Source organism: Micromonospora sp. WMMD1120 (assembly GCF_029626235.1).
GTDB lineage: Bacteria > Actinomycetota > Actinomycetes > Mycobacteriales > Micromonosporaceae > Micromonospora.
The window spans coordinates 1700974-1716532 of sequence record NZ_JARUBO010000005.1 but is presented as its reverse complement, the minus strand read 5'-3'; the positions used below and the strand labels follow the sequence as shown (position 1 = coordinate 1716532).

Genomic DNA, 15559 nt, shown 5'->3' with positions numbered 1-15559 from the left:
ACCGACACGCGGCTACCACCGGCGCCGGTGGACGCGCCGCCACGGCTGACTCCGGCCCGGCTGGGAGCCGGCGACGTGCTCCGGGTCGGCGGGGTGGGCCTGCGGACCCGGCCGCTGCGGGCGTTCCTGTCCGCGTTGGGCATCGCGATCGGCATCGCCGCGATGGTCGCGGTGGTGGGTATCTCGTCGTCGTCCCGGGCCGACCTGGACCGCACACTGGACCGGTTGGGCACCAACCTGCTGACCGTGGCGCCCGGCAACACGCTCTTCGGTGACGAGGCGAAGCTGCCCGTCGAGTCGGTCGCCATGATCGGTCGGATCGCGCCGGTCACCGACGTGGCAGCGACCGCCCAACTGCCGGACACCCCGGTCTACCGCAGTGACCGCATCCCGTCCGGCGAGACGGGTGGCATCGCCACCCGGGCCGCCCAGCTCGGGCTGCTCGACACGGTCGGCGCGACGGTGCGCAGCGGCACCTGGCTGAACGCGGCCACCGAGCGCTACCCGGCCGTGGTGCTCGGCGACGCCGCCGCCCGACGGCTCGGCCTCGGCGCGGCCGGACCTGACGTACAGGTCCACCTGGGCGGACGCTGGTTCACAGTGGTCGGCATCCTCGCCCCGGCCCCGCTCGCCCCGGAGCTGGACAGCTCGGCGTTCGTCGGCTGGCCGGCGGCGACGGCGTACCTCGGCTTCGACGGGCACCCGACCACCGTCTACACCAGGTCCCGGGAAGCCTCGGTGGAGGCGGTCCGGGACGTGCTCGGCGCGACCGCCAACCCGGAGGCGCCGAACGAGGTGCGGGTCTCCCGGCCGTCGGACGCGCTGGCCGCCGCGGCGGCGACCGACGAGGCGTTCACCGGGCTGCTGCTCGGGTTGGGCGCTGTGGCACTGCTGGTCGGCGGGGTCGGGGTGGCCAACACGATGGTCATCTCGGTGCTCGAACGGCGGGCCGAGATCGGCCTGCGGCGGTCCCTCGGCGCCACCCGGGGACAGGTCCGGACGCAGTTCCTGGCCGAGTCGCTGCTGCTCTCCGCGCTCGGCGGGTCCGGCGGGGTGCTGCTCGGCATCCTGGTCACCACCGGCTACGCCCTCTGGCGGCAGTGGCCGACGGTGGTGCCGGTCTGGGCGATGGCCGGCGGCGTCGGCGCGACAGTGCTGATCGGCGCCCTGGCGGGCCTGTACCCGGCGGTCCGCGCCGCCCGCCTCGCCCCGACCGAGGCGCTGGGCTGACCGTCGTCGGCCGCTCCGCTTCGACAGCGGGCCGCCCCGCCGTCCGAAGGGACGGCGGGGCGGTCGGGTACGGCGGGTCAGGCGACGATCGTGTCCAGGGCGATCTCGACCATCTGGCTGAAGGTCTGCTCGCGCTCCTCCGACGTGGTCTTCTCGCCGGTCTTGATGTGGTCGCTGACGGTCAGCACGGTCAGCGCGCGGGCCTTGAACCGGGCGGCGATCGTGTAGAGGGCCGCCGACTCCATCTCCACCGCCAGCACGCCGTAGTCGGCGAGCGTGTCGTAGAGGTCCGGCCGGTCGGTGTAGAAGGCGTCCGCCGCCAGGATCGGCCCGACGTGCATGGCGATGCCGCGCCGCTCGGCCACCTCGACCGAGGTACGCAGCAGCCCGAAGTCGGCCACCGGGGCGTAGTCGATCAACCCGTCGAACCGCATCCGGTTCATGTTCGAGTCGGTGGACGACCCGATCGCCGCCACCACGTCGCGCAGTCGCAGGTCGGTGCTGAGGGCGCCGCAGGAGCCGACCCGGATCAGCGTCTTCACGCCGTACTCGTTGATCAGCTCGTGGGCGTAGATGGAGGCCGACGGCATGCCCATGCCGGAGCCCTGGACGGAAACCTCGACGCCGTTCCAGCGGCCGGTGAAGCCCAGCATGCCCCGAACCGTCGAGTAGCAGGTGGCGCCCTCGAGGTAGGTCTCCGCGATCCACTTGGCCCGCAGCGGGTCGCCCGGCATCAGGACCCGCTCGGCGATCTCGCCCGGCTTCGCGCCGATGTGCGTACTCATGGCAAAGATCCTGCCAGGCCGGCCTGGGCGATACCGGTTCGGCGTCCGAACCAGGGGTCCTGTACCCTCGTCGGCGGTGGCGTGTCCGAGTGGCCTAAGGAGCACGCCTCGAAAGCGTGTGAGGGTTTACGCCCTCCGCGGGTTCAAATCCCGCCGCCACCGCTCGTGAACAGCGAGAACGCCCGGTCGATCCTGACGGATCGGTCGGGCGTTTCGTTTGAGCCGGGGTATGTCGTGCTCCTCTGGTGCGCTTTGTCCTCCCGTGCGCCGTGGAGCCGCGTTTCAGCACGGTCCGGCGCCCTCGTCGAAGAGGCGGCGGGCCCAGTCCGCGTACCCGGCGATGGTCTTCCGGACCGTGCGCCCGTCGTGCAGGAACAGGTACGCGCGGTCGCCGCTGCGGGCCAGCAGCCCGTCCAGGCGGTGTGTCCCCTGTGGAGCGTGCAGCCGGGTCACCTCCGGATAGCGGTCCCACACCTCGTCCACCGGTGAGCCGGCGGTGATGCCCTCCGGTGTCCGCATCGGGTCGCCGACCCAGAGCAGCACCAGCCTGTCCTCCACGAAGACCGGGCTGACCTCGTCGTGGCCGGCGAGCGTCGGCCCGCAGGCGTCCAGGTCGGTACGCAGGATGCCCCGTTCGGTCAACTCGTCCTCGGTGGCGCCGAACTCGATGTTGCGCAGGCCGTTCAGGTCGATGATCTCCACGCTGCCGGCGGGCCGACCGTCCGGGAGGTGCCCGGTCGGCGGTACGCCGCTGCCGGCGATCGAGGCAGCCGTCATCAGCGTGGCAATAAACGCAAATTGTCGCAATTTCATGGAATCCCCCAGTCCCCAACGGAACGGGAGCGTTCAGGTTGCTGCCGTCGGCCGGATTACTGCTTTTCCCAGTCTTCGACCAGCTCATCCCAGTAGTCGGCGCTGAGCCGACGCCGCCCGTGCGCCAACCAGCCGTCGGTGTTGCGCTCCACGTGCAACCCCAACTCGGCGAACGGGTCGATCCACGTCCCGGGCTCCACGCCCAGCCGGACCAGCGCGCCGTTGATCGGCCACTGCTCGCGCGGGGCGTCCAACTCGTCGTCGAAGCGCGGACCCCAGGACAGCGCCCCACCCAGCCACACCGCCGCCGACTGGTAGCCGATGCCACCCGCGAACTCCGCCTCCAGGTACGCCACCGGCCCCGCCTGCGACCACCGGCTGAGGATCTCCACCAGCGCCGACGACAGCACCAGCCCGAAGGGCTGCTCGGCGCTGGGGTCGTCCGGCGCGTAGTCCGGCAGCGCGCCGGTCAGCTCCACCACCAGTTGCGGGGTGACCGGCAGCAACACGAAATCCTGGCGCAGCTCGCCGAGGACCGCGTGGTCGAGGTCCGCGGTGTGCTCGCGCAGCAGTTCGACATCAGCAACCACCGCGCTGAGCTGGTAAGCCATCGCATCCCCCGCCGTCCACAACCTGTGGATAGAACATGTGTACGACGGGTGCGGGCTCGCCGTTCCGCCGGCCCTGGCACCGTACCGCCGGAACACCCGAAGCGTGCTCCCCCCACCCCCCGCCCGGCCGTGCCCGCCCGTTACCTTTTTGATCGTCCCCAGCCGGGGACTCCTCGGTCGCCCGGCCCGGTATGACTTCCTGCCCCTGTCGTTCGGATGATCCGGGGGGTGTTGTCGCCGGGTCGGGTGGCGTCGGTGGACCGCTGATAGGGACACGGCCACCCGTGTTGGGGTAGGTCTCTTCGTAACGTGGCTGCCGGCAGTCCGACGCCTAGACCAGCGGCCGAGGCAGCGACGCGGGTGAGGAGGCGTGGGTGCACGGCGACTACGGCGTGTTCCTCGGGTTGGACGTCGGCAAGGAAGGTCACCACGCGGTCGGACTGGCTCCGGACGGCAAGCGGCTGCACGACGCGCCGTTGCCGAACACTGAGGCCAGGTTGCGGCAGCTGTTCGACAAACTCGGCCGCCACGGCCGGGTCCTGGTCGTAGTCGACCAACCGGCCTCGATCGGCGCCCTGCCGGTCGCGGTGGCTCGGGCGTGCGGGCATCAGGTGGCCTACCTGCCCGGCCTGGCGATGCGCCGCATCGCTGACCTGCACCCCGGTGCGGCGAAGACCGACGCCCGCGACGCCTACGTCATCGCCGACGCGGCCCGCACCCTGCCGCACACGCTGCGGCGGGTCGACGTCGGCGACGAGGCCCTGGCCGAACTGGAAGTCCTGGTCGGTTTCGACGACGACCTCGCCGGCGAAGCCACCCGAGTATCCAACCGCATCCGGGGCCTACTCACCCAGATCCACCCCGCCCTGGAACGCGTTCTCGGCCCGAAAGTGCACCACAAGGCGGTCCTGGAACTGCTGTCACGATGCGGCGGCCCCGCCGGACTCCGCAAAGCCGGCCGCCGCAAAGTCCTCTCGATCGCCGCCGTCCACGCACCCCGCATGGGCGAACGACTCGTCGAGCAGATCATGACCGCCCTCGACGAACAGACCGTCACGGTCCCCGGCACGACAGCGGCGGAGACGATCCTGCCCCGCCTCGCCGACAGCCTCCGCGACGTTCTCCGCCAGCGCGACCAAATCGCTGGCGAGGTCGAGAGGATCCTTGATGCGCACCCTCTTGCCCCGGTCCTGACCTCGATGCCCGGCATCGGCGTCAGGACCGCAGCCCGGATCCTGCTCGAAGTCGGCGACGGCACCGCCTTCGCCACGCCCGGCCACCTCGCCGCCTACGCCGGCCTCGCCCCCGTCACCCGACGATCCGGAAGCAGCATCCGCGGCGAACATCCACCCCGAGGCGGCAACAAAAACCTCAAACGCGCGTTCTTCCTCGCCGCGTTCGCCTCCCTCGCCGACCCCACCAGCCGCGCCTACTACGACCGCAAACGAGCCGAGGGCAAACGTCACAACGCCGCCCTCATCTGCCTCGCCCGACGCCGCTGCGACGTCCTGTTCGCCATGCTCCGCGACAAGATCCCCTACCAACCACGCCCCACCAGCCCCGTCCCCGCTTGACGAAACCCATAGGGACACCCCCCGGCCCCGCGCTCTCACCGCGCCCCGCGCCCGCGCTCTCACCGCGCCCCGCCCCCCGCGTCGCGCTCTCACCGCGCCCCGCCCCCCGCGCTCGCGCTCTAACCGCGCCCCGCGTCCGTGCCCTTACCGCGCCCCGCGCCCCCGCCCTTGCCCGCGATCTTGCACTTGCGGAGGTCGATTCGGGGCATAATTCCTGTTTGTCACGACATGAAGTGCAAGATCGCCGCTGTTCTCGGGAGATCTTGGACAGTTTCCGTTCGCGCAGGACGAAAAGTGTCCAAGATTTCATCGGGCGGGCCGCGCTGTGGGGGCGTAGCCGCCCTCGGGGCTTCCGTGGGCGCAGGGCCCCGCGCGGGAAGCGAGCATCCGCTGGGGCCCAGGCGTGATGGTTGGGGCATCGCGTTCGAGATCGGGCGGCGCGCTCGGGATCGGGGCGGCGCGCTCGGGCTCGCGATCGGGCTCGGGCTCGGGCTCGCGATCGGGCTCGGGCTTTCAGCGTCGCGGCGGTTGGTACCGCGCCGGTCGTGCCGGTGGTCGAACCCGTCCGGCCGGCAGTGTCTCGCCAGGTCAGGCGGGCCGGGCGACCTGACCGACGAACGCGCGCCAGGCCGCCGGGGCGAAGGTGAGCGTCGGGCCGGTCGGGTCCTTGGAATCGCGGACGGCCACCACGCCGGGCAGGTTGTCGGCGACCTCGACACAGTTGCCGCCGTTGCCGCTGCTGCGGCTGCTCTTGCGCCACCGGGCGCCGTTCAGCTCCATGAGTTCGCCACCTCCGTGATCAGATCGACCGACTGCCGGTGGGACAGCGCCTCCCCGCGCACGTTCTCCCACGCCGCCATCATGGCCGCGATGTCCTCCGGGTCGCTAGCCACTTGTCCCTGGAGTTGGTTGTCCAGATAGCCGGCGGCCCGGTGGTCGTGGCTGTGCGCGATCACGAACGGCCCGTTCAAGCCGGCATAAGCCCCGACAGTGGCGGGCACGACGTGCACCCGGATGTGCGGCTCGGCGCACGCCGCCGCCACCGCCAGCAGTTGCTCGCGCATGGTCGGCCCGCCGCCCACGGGGCGACGGATGACCGCCTCGTCGACGACCGCCGTGAACTGCGGAGGGTCGTCCCGCTTGAGCACGCCCTGCCGGCCGAGCCGGACCGTGAGATGCCGCTCGATCTCACCACGGGGGATCAGGCCCGCGCCGCTCAACACCGCACGGGCGTACGCCTCGGTCTGGAGCAACCCCGGCAGGACGGTCGACTCATATGAGCGCAGCGACACCGCCTCCCGCTCGATCTCCTGCCAGGGACGGAACCAGATGGGGTCACGACGTCTTGAAGTGTCCGGCCAGATGTCCGACACGTCCTTGTGGAGGGCTTCCGCCGCCGCCAGTCGGTGCCGAGGATGCGGGATGCGCCCCTCGCTCAGCCATCGCCCCACGGTCTTCGGGTCGACGCCGACGACCTCGGCGAGGGATTCGGTGGTGTGCCCGGTGTCGCTCAGCGCCACCCGGAGTGCGTCGTTCATGACCCCTCCATCGGATGTCCTGGATATCCGAGAACCATATCGTTACGCGGTGTATCTGCCCGGTAACGCGGCCGAGTGTTATCCACAGAAGACGGCGTGACCGGTGGAGGCGCAGAAGCCCGGCGGTCGACGTCAGTCCGGGCGTCGTCCCGACGGGGAGGCGGGACGGCGCCCGTCCAGCGCTGAAGGAGACCTGCCATGCCCCGCCGCCGGCACCGGGACCACCGCCCGACCCGTCCCACCTGGCGCTGCGCGGCGTGCGGCATCGCCTGGCCCTGTTCGGCGGCGAAACTGCGCCTGCTCGGGGAGTACCGGCACGATCGGGTGGCGTTGGCCGTCTACCTGGCGACCCTCCTGGCCGAGGCCGGCGAACACCTCACCACCGTCGACCCGGTCCGACTGGCCGAACGCTTCCTCGCCTGGACCCGAGCCCGAGGCTGACCGCCCGTCCCCTGTCTCGCCGCCGCCGGTCCCGTGCCTCGTGGCCGCCCGTCCCCTGTCTCGTCGCCGCCCGTCCCGTGCCTCGCCGCCGCCCGTCCCGTGCCTCGCCGCACCGGTGCTTCCGAGGCAGAACGGTCGCCCGCGCCCCATATTCGGGGCAGCTCTACAGGCGGGTTGGAAGGGACGCGGCACCCGACCGGTCAGGGGTGTCGGAACGCCACGTCGATTCAGGGGTGTCGGAACGCCACGTCGATGTCGCGGCGGCGTTCGGCGAAGCGAAGCGACCATCGCGTCCCGACGAGCATGTCCCGGTCGGCGTCGACGCCCACCGCCGGCACCGTCTGAGGTGGACCATCTCGGAAGGTCGCTCGTGTTAACCTCCCCTCAGCCAGGCATGATCACCCTGACCGGCCGAGGGGACACGTGACAGCCGAGGTTCCACACGCGGGTGGGTTGCTGGACCCGGGCGGCGCGATGGATCGGCTCGCCGAGTGGAAGGGTCGCCTCGACCAGTTGGCGACCGCTACCGACGCGATGAGTGACCGGATGCGGGATCTGCGGGTCACCGTCGCCGACGGCAACGGGCTGGCCGAGGTGACCGTCGACTCCACCGGCGCGCTTGTCGACCTACAGCTCGGCCAGCGCATCCAGCGGGTGGCACCCGATGTCGTCGCCAGGACGATCATGAGCACGATCGCCCTGGCCAAGCGGCAACTGGCCGACAGGGCCCAGGAGATCATCGGCGACACGTTAGGACCCGACTCGCCGACCGGCCAGGCGATGGCCGAGCGCATCGGGCAACGCCTGCGGGACGATCCGGCGGTGGGCGGCCCGGACGAGCAGCCCGGCCGGTGGTGACCGGGTGAGCGGCGGCTTCGAGGTCGACGCCGACCAGATCCGTCAGCACGCCCGCAACATCGAAGCGCTGCGCGCCCGGTTCGCCGCGGTCAAGGCGGCCAGCGCGCACATCACCCAGGACGACGCGGCGTACGGGCTGCTGTGTGGGTGGATCGCCGGGGTGCTCGAGGGTCGACACACCCGGCAGGACGAGCTGATCGCCTACGCCGAGGAGAACCTGGCCCTGGTGGTGGAGGGCCTCGGCACCACCGCCGACAACTACGACAACGCCGACCTGGAGTCCGACAACACGATCCGCAAGGTCGGCAGTCAACTGGACGCGTCATGACCGACGCCTCGCTCATCGCGGACGTCCACTCGACCCGCAAGCCCTGGACCGGCGCGGCGGCCGCGGACAGCTTCCAGGGTCTGGTCGACGCCATCCGCAGCGAGGGCTGGGTCGACGACCTGCTCGCCGGCGCGGCGTTCGGCGTCGAGGCCGTCGCGACGGTCATGGACCCGTTCAGCGCCCTGCTCGCGAACGGGCTGGGCTGGGCGATGGAATACTTCGAGCCGCTGCGCGAGATCCTGGACCAGCTCACCGGCATGCCGGACCGGGTCACCGCGCACGCGGCCACCTGGAACAACATGGCCGCCGAGCTGGAGAGCATGGCCGCCGACCTGAAGTCGCACCTCGCTGTAGACCTGCCGGGGTGGCAGGGGCGGGCCGCCACCGCGTACCAGGCGTTGATGGCGCACAACGTCACCGGGATCGACTCGCTGAGCGGCGTCTCCGCCGCGATGGCCGCCGCGACCCAGGCGGCCGGGAACCTGGTGGCGTTCACCCGGGACATCGTCCGCGACCTCATCGCCGACCTGGTGGCGCGCGTCATCGTGTGGGCCGTCGAGGCGATCTTCGTGGTCACGATTCCGGTGATCGCCACGCAGATCGTCGCGGCCGTGGTCAAGTGGGCGGGGCGCATCCTCACCTACGTCGCCGCGCTGATCGCGAGCCTGACCAATCTCACCAAGTTGCTGAACGGCTAGGCCCCGACGATGGCGAAACCCAAGACGCCCCCCGGTGGGCACGGCGACGGCGAGACGCCGCCGCGCCCCGGTGACGGTGACGGCGACATCCCGGGTCAGCGACGCCGCAGCTCCAACGAGGTGCCCGACACCGTCACGGGCGGACAGGACTTCGCCTCCGGAGAGCTGAAGCTCGGCCGGCCCGGTGGTGACTCCGGTGACGCGCCGGGCCGCCCGCCCGGCGGGGACGACGGCTACCAGAGCCCGAAGCCCGGCACCCCGGAGTACGACCGGCGACTGGAAGAGCTGGCCGCCGACCCGGCCCACAACGGTGCCATCAGCGCGAAGTCCCGGATCGAGGCCGAGGTCGGGCTCGCGGCGGAGGCCGACGGAAAGATTCCCGGACCGATTCGTCGGGCCGAACTCGACAACTCGGATCCGGCCTTCCAGAAGGACCAGGGCGAGTTCTTCGATGCCAACGGGGACAACTGGGACGTCAAGTCGCCGAACGATCTGTTCCCCGCCGGGCGGCGGGCCGGTGAGCCCATGCCCGAGGGAATGAAGGGTCGTTACGATGGCGAGGAGTTCGAGCAGAAACTCGCCGACGAGGTCGCCGGTGGCCAGAACGTCATTCTCAACACCCGCAGCCTGTCGCCGAGCGCGTTGGCCGATCTCAGGGCGCGGGTCGCTGGTCGACCGGAGTGGGACGGCAAGGTGGTGTTCGACAAATGAGTAAGTACAAGCGGACCAGCGGCGACGTGCTCCGCTGGCCGGACAGCCCGGACGCGCGGGAAGCGCTGGAGGAGTGGTTCGCCGACGCGTCCCCCGGGGCGTACCTGTCGGGTGATTTTCTCGATTTTCGCGGGGCGGACCTCAGCCGGCTCGACCTGGCCGGCGCCTATCTCGCCAATTCCCAGTTGCCCGGCGTGCGATTCGAGGAGGCCAACCTCGGCGACGCCAACCTGAGCAACGCCGAGGTGCCGGGAGCGGATTTCTCCTTCGCCGACCTGGCCAAGGCGGAATTGGTCGGTTGCGCGGCCGAGCGGGCGGTTTTCCGTTCGGCGCGACTGTTCGCGGTGCAGCTCGACGACGCCGTTCTGGCCGGGGCGGATCTCCGTCACGCCATCCTCAACTCCGCGAAGCTCTACCGGACCGATCTGCGCGGCGCGAACCTCGAGCTGGCCAGCCTGCGCTGGTGCACGCTGGGCAGCACCACAATGCCGACGGTGCTGACCGACGCCCGCATGGCCGGCTGCCAGTTCGAGGGCGCCAAGGGCGCTGTCGTCGGGCCGGTGTTCGTCGACGAGGAGGCGACCCGGTCGGTGGGTGGCGCCGAGCTGGAGGCGTGGTTCTCGGCGCGGGGCGCGGAGGCCGTCCAGGTGGTCGGCTGACCCCCGCGCAGACGACTCAGGGCCGGTCCCCGTTTCGGGGCCGGCCCTGTCGTTCGTGCTGCTCAGGCGAGCGGAGGATACGAGATTCGAACTCGTGAGGGTGTTAACCCAACACGCTTTCCAAGCGTGCGCCCTAGGCCTCTAGGCGAATCCTCCGCGAGCCAGGATACAGGCCCCGCTCGGCCGGGCCACCCCACCACCCCCCGAAGATCGACCGGCGGTCGGGTAGGCTTGGCGGCACCTCCCGTGCGGCGGTATCTCGTGAACCTCCCCAGGGCCGGAAGGCAGCAAGGATAAGCGAGCTCTGCCGGGTGCACGGGAGGCCTTTCTGTCTGTGGGCCGGTTGATCCACTCGTCTTCCCCTGATGTCGGGGCTTCCCGGGCGCGCGGATGCCCCGGTTCTCACGAAGCTGAGTTGATCGACTCAGCCGGCCGGGGTGGTGGGTGGTCACCCGCGCCCGACCGGCGCAGAATGGCTCGGTCGAGAGGAGGCGGGACGAGTGACGCTGGCGCTCTACCGCAAGTACCGGCCGCGTACCTTCGCTGAGGTCATCGGCCAGGAGCACGTGACCGAGCCGTTGTCGCAGGCGCTGCGCAGCGGGCGGCTCAACCACGCCTACCTCTTCTCCGGCCCGCGCGGCTGCGGCAAGACGTCCAGTGCCCGCATTCTGGCCCGCTCGCTCAACTGTGAGCAGGGCCCCACCCCCGAGCCGTGCGGCAAGTGCGAGTCCTGCCGCTCGCTGGCCACCGACGGCGCCGGCTCGATCGACGTGATCGAGATCGACGCGGCCAGCCACGGCGGTGTCGACGACGCCCGCGAGCTGCGCGAGCGCGCCTTCTTCGCGCCGGCCAACAGTCGCTTCAAGATCTACGTGATCGACGAGGCGCACATGGTCTCGACCCAGGGCTTCAACGCCCTGCTCAAACTGGTCGAGGAGCCCCCGGAGTACGTCAAGTTCATCTTCGCCACCACCGAGCCGGAGAAGGTCCTCGGCACGATCCGGTCGCGGACCCACCACTACCCGTTCCGGCTGATCCCGCCGAAGGTGCTCCGCCCGTACCTCGAACAGCTCACCCAGGCGGAGGGCGTCGCCGTCGAGCCGGCGGTGTTCCCGCTGGTCGTCCGCGCGGGTGGTGGCAGCGCCCGGGACAGCCTCTCCGTGCTCGACCAGCTCATCGCCGGCGCCGGCCCGGAGGGGGTCAGCTACGCGCGGGCCGCCGCCCTGCTCGGGGTCACCGACTCGGCGCTGATCGACGAGATGTGCGACGCGTTGGCCGCCGGGGACGGCGCCGCCGCGTACGCCACCGTGGACCGGGTGGCCGAGGCCGGGCACGATCCGCGCCGGTTCGCGTCCGACCTGTTGGAGCGGCTGCGCGACCTGATCGTCCTCCAGCAGGTGCCGGACGCCGCCGCGAAGGGCCTGATCGACGGCCCGGCCGACCAGATCGAGCGGATGGCCGCGCAGGCCGCGCAGCTCGGCCCGGGCACGCTCTCCCGCTGCGCCGACATCGTGCACGACGGCCTGGTGGAGATGCGTGGCACCACGGCGCCCCGCCTGCTGCTGGAACTGATCTGCGCCCGGATGCTGCTGCCCGGCGCGGACGACTCCACCGGCGGCCTGCTCCAGCGCCTGGAGCGGATGGAACGTCGGCTCACACTGGCCGGCACCGACGCGCCGTCGGCCGCCGCCGGCTCCGCGCCGACCGCCGCCACACCGGGGGTACGCCCACAGCACGCCGCTCCGGTCCCGGCTGCCGCAGCCCCGAAGCCCGCCAACGCTCCGACCTCCGCCCCGCCGTGGGACGTCGACCCGCCCGCGTCCCCGGTATCGGGCGCTCCGACCTCGGGTGTTCCGGTCCGGGGTGCTTCGGTCACCGCCGACTCGCCGATCCCGGCGTCGCCCGGCGCGTCGGCGACTCCGGCGTCGGCTGCCGGCCTGGCGGGCATGGGCTCGACCGGCTCCGGTTCGGCGGACGGCTCGACGGCCGCGCGCCGGGTGGTGCCGCCGTCGGCGGTGCTTCCCGACCCGGCCACGCCCGCGCCACCCCGACCGGGTGCGCCGGCCGCCGCGCTGGACGCGGTGGCTGTCCGCCGGGCCTGGCCCGACGTGGTCGGCAAGGTCAACCGGACCAACAAGCGGATCGCCGCCCTGATGCGTGACGCGGTGGTCCGCGAACTCGACGGCGACCTGCTGGTGCTGACGGTGAAGTCCACGGTGCTGGCCAAGATGATGGCCGACCACGCCGCCGTGCTCACCGACGCGCTCTACGAGGAGTTGGGCGGGCGTTGGCAGATCCGGTGCGAGGTGGCCGGCGAGCGCGGTGGTGTCGCGCCGTCCGGGGCGCAGCGCACGCCGACCCGCCCGGCGGCTCCGGACGCGTCGCCGCCGCCGGTCAGCCCGACGAGCGCCCCGCCCACCGCGCCCCGCTCGACCGATGCGCCCGGAGCCAGGACCGCGTCCGGCTCCCCCGTCGCCGCGCCGACGGCGAGCGGTCCCGTTGAGGGCCGGGGGCCCGCGCCGGCGGCGAGCGGTCCCGTTGGTGGCCGGGGGCCCGCGCCGGCGGCGAGCGGTCCCGTTGGTGGCCGGGGGCCCGCGCCGGCGGCGAGCGGTCCCGGTGGCGGCCGGGGGCCCGCGCCGGCGGCGACGGATGACGAGGACGACTGGCCGGAGGCGGCGCGGCCGGGTGGCGGCGCCCCCGCCGCCCGGCCGACGGAGGACGAGGACTGGCCGGAGGCCGCCCGCCCCGGCGGCACGGCGGCCGGGAACGAGCCGGGTCCGGGTGGCTCCGAGCCGACGCCGACCAGCACGAACGGTAGTGCCGCGCACAGCGGCGGCGGCAACCCCGCTCCTGCCGCCCGGCAGCCGGCGGCAGCCGGTGGCGCACCGGTGAGCAGCGCCATCGCCGCGGCTCGCGCGGCGGCGGCGGGGCGCGGTGCGCGTACCGGAGCGGCAGCCCGGCCCATCGCGGACGCCGAGTGGGCCGGCGAGCCGCCCTACGACCCGGACTTCGACGGCCCGCGCGGTGGTCGGCCCGGTGGCGCCGCCGTGGCGGCGACACCTGCCTACGAGGGTTTCGACCCGGGCGACGAGCCGTTGGACGAGGTCATCGACGAGAAGACCGCCCGGGAGTCCAGCGAGGAGCAGGCGGTGCGGCTGCTCCGGGAGACCTTCGGCGCCGAGAAGATCAACGAGGTCGACGCTCGTTAGTTCGGCACCATCGACCGGGCGCGACCCCGGTGGCAGGCCGGCCTCTCGGCGAGCAGGACGCCGAGGCAGCAGGCCCAGATCGGGAAGGGCAGCACCGCGACCCGTTCCATGCCGCCGACCCCGAGACCGAGGCCCTGCTGGGCGAAGAACAGCACCGTCCCGGTCAGCGCGACGAGCCCGGCGCTGAGGGTGAGCGGTCGCCACCGGCCGAGCGTGGTGGTGCGCGGCGCGAAGCCGGCGAGCAGCAGGCCGACGTTCCCCACGCCCATGATCAGTAGTGCGCCGAGGACGTGCCGGTTCTCGTCGACGTCGGCCGGGTAGAGGGCGACCAGGGCGAGACCACCGGTGGCCGCCAGCAGGAGGGTCTGCGCCGTGCGCACCACCCCTCCGCGACCGAGGAGCCGCCAGGTCAGCAGGAGCCCGGCGGCGAGCAGCACGGCGGTGGCCAGTGTCGCGGCGTTCATCAGCGGGTGCCAGGGCGAGCACACGTAGCGGGGTCGGGTGGTGTCCCAGACGCCGCAGTGGGCGTTGCCGAGGTCGCTGATGTTGTGGACGGCCCAGCTGTAGGTCGGCTCGCGCCACCGCAGGCCGGTGACGAGGCTGGCGGCGAGGAAGAGAGGTACGGCCGCGACCCAGCACAGCGCGCCGACCCGGCCGGTGGGGTTGAGGTTCATACCGTCGAGCAGACCAGTGCGGCGGGCTCCGGCGCACTACCAGCAGCCGCCCGATTCGGGTAGGGGTAGCCGTACCCGGACACTGCGGTCCGGCCCCGGCGTGGTCGGACGCACCGGGCGGGGCGGGGTCGGTCCCAGCGGATAGGCTGATCGGCGGTCGAGCAGACGAGTGCGAGAAGGAGCCATCCCGTGCGCCCAGGTGGACAGCCCAACATGCAGCAGATGCTGAAGCAGGCGCAGAAGATGCAGCAGCAGATCGCCGCCGCCCAGGCCGAGCTGGCCGAGGCCGAGCTGACCGGCACCGCCGGTGGCGGGTTGGTCACCGCTACCGTCTCCGGCGCCGGCGAGCTGAAGGCCATCAAGATCGACCCGAAGGCCGTCGACCCGGACGACGTGGAGACGCTCGAGGACCTGGTCGTCGCGGCGGTGCACAACGCCGCCGAGGCGGCCCGGGAGCTGACCGAGCGCAAGATGGGCCCGGTCGCCGGTGGCATGGGCGGCCTCGGCCTGCCCGGTTTCTGAGCCAACAGATGTACGAGGGTGCCATCCAGGATCTGATCGACGAGCTGGGTCGGCTGCCGGGCGTGGGTCCGAAGAGCGCCCAGCGGATCGCGTTCCACGTCCTGTCGGCGGACCCGGCCGACGTCAACCGGCTGGCCGGCGCGCTGCGCAAGGTCAAGGAGCTGGTGCGGTTCTGCACCACCTGCTACAACGTCGCCGAGTCCGAGCAGTGCCGGATCTGCCGCGACCCGCGCCGCACCGACGAGGTGCTGTGCGTGGTGGAGGAGCCCAAGGACGTGGTGGCGATCGAGCGGACGGGTGAGTTCCGGGGCCGCTATCACGTGCTGGGCGGCGCGATCAATCCGCTGGAGGGGATCGGCCCGGACAATCTGCGCATCCGGGAGCTGCTGATCCGGCTCGGCGGCGGTGGGGTGCGGGAGTTGATCCTGGCCACCGACCCGAACACCGAGGGCGAGGCGACAGCCACCTACCTGGCGCTGATGGTGAAGCCGATGGGCATCTCGGTGACCCGGCTGGCCAGTGGGCTGCCGGTCGGCGGCGACCTGGAGTACGCCGACGAGATCACCCTGGGCCGGGCCTTCGAGGGCCGCCGCGCGGTCTGATCCCTTGTCTGCAACCGATGGCCGGCATCCTCGTGGGTGCCGGCCATCGCGTCGTCACTGCCCGGAATTGATCTGACACTTGATCCCTCATCGGGGCTGTTCGACGTAACAGTTTGGCATCGCGGGTGCGGATTGATCGGTTTGAAGGGCCGTTTGCCTTCGAATCGAAAGCCAAACGACGTTTGAGGCACGATCCGATACCAACCATCCACCCGGCGGTTTCCGGGTGGACATCGCGAGAGCTATGGTCACCGCCATCGGTGACCCCTGTCACCACGTTGTCCGTACCCCCAAGGACGAGGTGAA

At 71.9% G+C, this 15559-nt stretch carries 17 protein-coding genes, 2 tRNA genes and 1 other RNA gene; 13 read left to right on the top strand and 7 right to left on the bottom strand.

Annotated elements, in window-relative coordinates; all coding sequences use genetic code 11:
• Nucleotides 1-27 precede the first annotated feature (27 nt).
• A complete protein-coding gene (locus O7634_RS08150; protein ID WP_278153905.1) occupies nt 28-1230 on the top strand; it encodes an ABC transporter permease in 1203 nt (400 codons plus the stop codon).
• A gap of 77 nt (nt 1231-1307) precedes the next feature.
• On the opposite strand, the gene deoD is transcribed toward O7634_RS08150, so the two are convergent.
• Entirely contained in the window at nt 1308-2015 is a 708-nt protein-coding gene (gene deoD / locus O7634_RS08145) for a purine-nucleoside phosphorylase (protein ID WP_278149528.1), read from the bottom strand.
• 75 nt (nt 2016-2090) lie between these two features.
• Here deoD and O7634_RS08140 point away from each other — a divergent pair.
• A tRNA-Ser gene (locus O7634_RS08140) sits at nt 2091-2177 on the top strand.
• Nucleotides 2178-2297: 120 nt separating this feature from the next.
• Here O7634_RS08140 and O7634_RS08135 read toward each other — a convergent pair.
• Nucleotides 2298-2792 carry a hypothetical protein gene (locus O7634_RS08135; protein WP_278149527.1) on the bottom strand — a complete coding sequence of 165 codons (495 nt, stop codon included), beginning with the start codon at nt 2790-2792 and terminating at the stop codon, nt 2298-2300.
• 92 nt (nt 2793-2884) lie between these two features.
• Nucleotides 2885-3439, bottom strand: coding sequence for a hypothetical protein (locus O7634_RS08130; RefSeq protein ID WP_278149526.1), 555 nt, complete (start codon nt 3437-3439; stop codon nt 2885-2887).
• A 374-nt stretch (nt 3440-3813) separates the two neighbouring features.
• Here O7634_RS08130 and O7634_RS08125 point away from each other — a divergent pair, with 374 nt between their 5' ends.
• Nucleotides 3814-5013 (top strand): IS110 family transposase, encoded by a 1200-nt coding sequence (locus O7634_RS08125; protein WP_278149525.1) that lies wholly within the window; start codon nt 3814-3816, stop codon nt 5011-5013.
• A gap of 588 nt (nt 5014-5601) precedes the next feature.
• Here the strand turns inward: O7634_RS08125 and O7634_RS08120 are convergent.
• A complete protein-coding gene (locus O7634_RS08120) occupies nt 5602-5793 on the bottom strand; it encodes a DUF397 domain-containing protein (RefSeq protein ID WP_278149524.1) in 192 nt (63 codons plus the stop codon).
• Entirely contained in the window at nt 5784-6551 is a 768-nt protein-coding gene (locus tag O7634_RS08115) for a helix-turn-helix transcriptional regulator (protein WP_278149523.1), read from the bottom strand. The genes O7634_RS08120 and O7634_RS08115 overlap by 10 nt, the downstream gene beginning before the upstream one ends.
• Nucleotides 6552-6749: 198 nt before the next feature.
• On the opposite strand from O7634_RS08115, the gene O7634_RS08110 reads away from it, so the two are divergent.
• From O7634_RS08110 to O7634_RS08085, 6 genes are all read left to right on the top strand, one after another.
• Entirely contained in the window at nt 6750-6992 is a 243-nt protein-coding gene (locus O7634_RS08110; protein WP_278149522.1) for a flavin reductase, read from the top strand.
• A 423-nt stretch (nt 6993-7415) separates the two neighbouring features.
• On the top strand, nt 7416-7850 hold the full coding sequence (locus O7634_RS08105) for a YbaB/EbfC family nucleoid-associated protein (protein WP_278149521.1): 435 nt from the start codon (nt 7416-7418) through the stop codon (nt 7848-7850).
• Nucleotides 7851-7854: 4 nt separating this feature from the next.
• The gene (locus O7634_RS08100; RefSeq protein WP_278149520.1) at nt 7855-8178 is read left to right on the top strand and encodes a type VII secretion target; all 324 of its coding nucleotides are present in this window, start codon (nt 7855-7857) and stop codon (nt 8176-8178) included.
• Nucleotides 8175-8876, top strand: a complete 702-nt coding sequence (locus O7634_RS08095) for a hypothetical protein (RefSeq protein WP_278149519.1) — start codon at nt 8175-8177, stop codon at nt 8874-8876. Before O7634_RS08100 ends, O7634_RS08095 begins: the two co-directional genes overlap by 4 nt.
• Before the next feature lie 9 nt (nt 8877-8885).
• On the top strand, nt 8886-9587 hold the full coding sequence (locus O7634_RS08090; RefSeq protein WP_278149518.1) for a hypothetical protein: 702 nt from the start codon (nt 8886-8888) through the stop codon (nt 9585-9587).
• A complete protein-coding gene (locus O7634_RS08085; RefSeq protein WP_278149517.1) occupies nt 9584-10246 on the top strand; it encodes a pentapeptide repeat-containing protein in 663 nt (220 codons plus the stop codon). The genes O7634_RS08090 and O7634_RS08085 overlap by 4 nt, the downstream gene beginning before the upstream one ends.
• Nucleotides 10247-10317: 71 nt before the next feature.
• Here the strand turns inward: O7634_RS08085 and O7634_RS08080 are convergent.
• Nucleotides 10318-10402 (bottom strand) — tRNA-Ser (locus O7634_RS08080).
• Between the two features lie 82 nt (nt 10403-10484).
• Between O7634_RS08080 and ffs the strand changes: the two genes are divergently transcribed.
• Together ffs and O7634_RS08070 are read left to right on the top strand one after the other, a co-directional pair.
• Nucleotides 10485-10574, top strand: an RNA gene (gene ffs, locus O7634_RS08075) — signal recognition particle sRNA small type.
• A 172-nt stretch (nt 10575-10746) separates the two neighbouring features.
• Nucleotides 10747-13455, top strand: a complete 2709-nt coding sequence (locus O7634_RS08070) for a DNA polymerase III subunit gamma and tau (RefSeq protein ID WP_278149516.1) — start codon at nt 10747-10749, stop codon at nt 13453-13455.
• Here the strand turns inward: O7634_RS08070 and O7634_RS08065 are convergent.
• Nucleotides 13452-14129, bottom strand: a complete 678-nt coding sequence (locus O7634_RS08065; RefSeq protein ID WP_278149515.1) for a DUF998 domain-containing protein — start codon at nt 14127-14129, stop codon at nt 13452-13454. The genes O7634_RS08070 and O7634_RS08065 overlap by 4 nt on opposite strands.
• A gap of 213 nt (nt 14130-14342) precedes the next feature.
• On the opposite strand from O7634_RS08065, the gene O7634_RS08060 reads away from it, so the two are divergent.
• The gene (locus O7634_RS08060) at nt 14343-14651 is read left to right on the top strand and encodes a YbaB/EbfC family nucleoid-associated protein (protein ID WP_238433593.1); all 309 of its coding nucleotides are present in this window, start codon (nt 14343-14345) and stop codon (nt 14649-14651) included.
• An 8-nt stretch (nt 14652-14659) separates the two neighbouring features.
• Entirely contained in the window at nt 14660-15253 is a 594-nt protein-coding gene (gene recR / locus O7634_RS08055; RefSeq protein WP_278149514.1) for a recombination mediator RecR, read from the top strand.
• Nucleotides 15254-15559 lie beyond the last annotated feature (306 nt).

Bases quoted from the DNA above. Each gene is read 5' to 3' on its own strand.
- O7634_RS08060 (WP_238433593.1), top strand. From the start codon at position 14,343: ATGCAGCAGATGCTGAAGCAGGCGCAGAAGATGCAGCAGCAGATCGCC.
- O7634_RS08095 (WP_278149519.1), top strand. From the start codon at position 8,175: ATGACCGACGCCTCGCTCATCGCGGACGTCCACTCGACCCGCAAGCCC.
- O7634_RS08130 (WP_278149526.1), bottom strand. From the start codon at position 3,439: ATGGCTTACCAGCTCAGCGCGGTGGTTGCTGATGTCGAACTGCTGCGC.
- recR (WP_278149514.1), top strand. From the start codon at position 14,660: ATGTACGAGGGTGCCATCCAGGATCTGATCGACGAGCTGGGTCGGCTG.
- O7634_RS08110 (WP_278149522.1), top strand. From the start codon at position 6,750: ATGCCCCGCCGCCGGCACCGGGACCACCGCCCGACCCGTCCCACCTGG.
- O7634_RS08135 (WP_278149527.1), bottom strand. From the start codon at position 2,792: ATGACGGCTGCCTCGATCGCCGGCAGCGGCGTACCGCCGACCGGGCAC.
- O7634_RS08120 (WP_278149524.1), bottom strand. From the start codon at position 5,793: ATGGAGCTGAACGGCGCCCGGTGGCGCAAGAGCAGCCGCAGCAGCGGC.
- O7634_RS08065 (WP_278149515.1), bottom strand. From the start codon at position 14,129: ATGAACCTCAACCCCACCGGCCGGGTCGGCGCGCTGTGCTGGGTCGCG.
- O7634_RS08090 (WP_278149518.1), top strand. From the start codon at position 8,886: ATGGCGAAACCCAAGACGCCCCCCGGTGGGCACGGCGACGGCGAGACG.
- O7634_RS08085 (WP_278149517.1), top strand. From the start codon at position 9,584: ATGAGTAAGTACAAGCGGACCAGCGGCGACGTGCTCCGCTGGCCGGAC.
- deoD (WP_278149528.1), bottom strand. From the start codon at position 2,015: ATGAGTACGCACATCGGCGCGAAGCCGGGCGAGATCGCCGAGCGGGTC.
- O7634_RS08115 (WP_278149523.1), bottom strand. From the start codon at position 6,551: ATGAACGACGCACTCCGGGTGGCGCTGAGCGACACCGGGCACACCACC.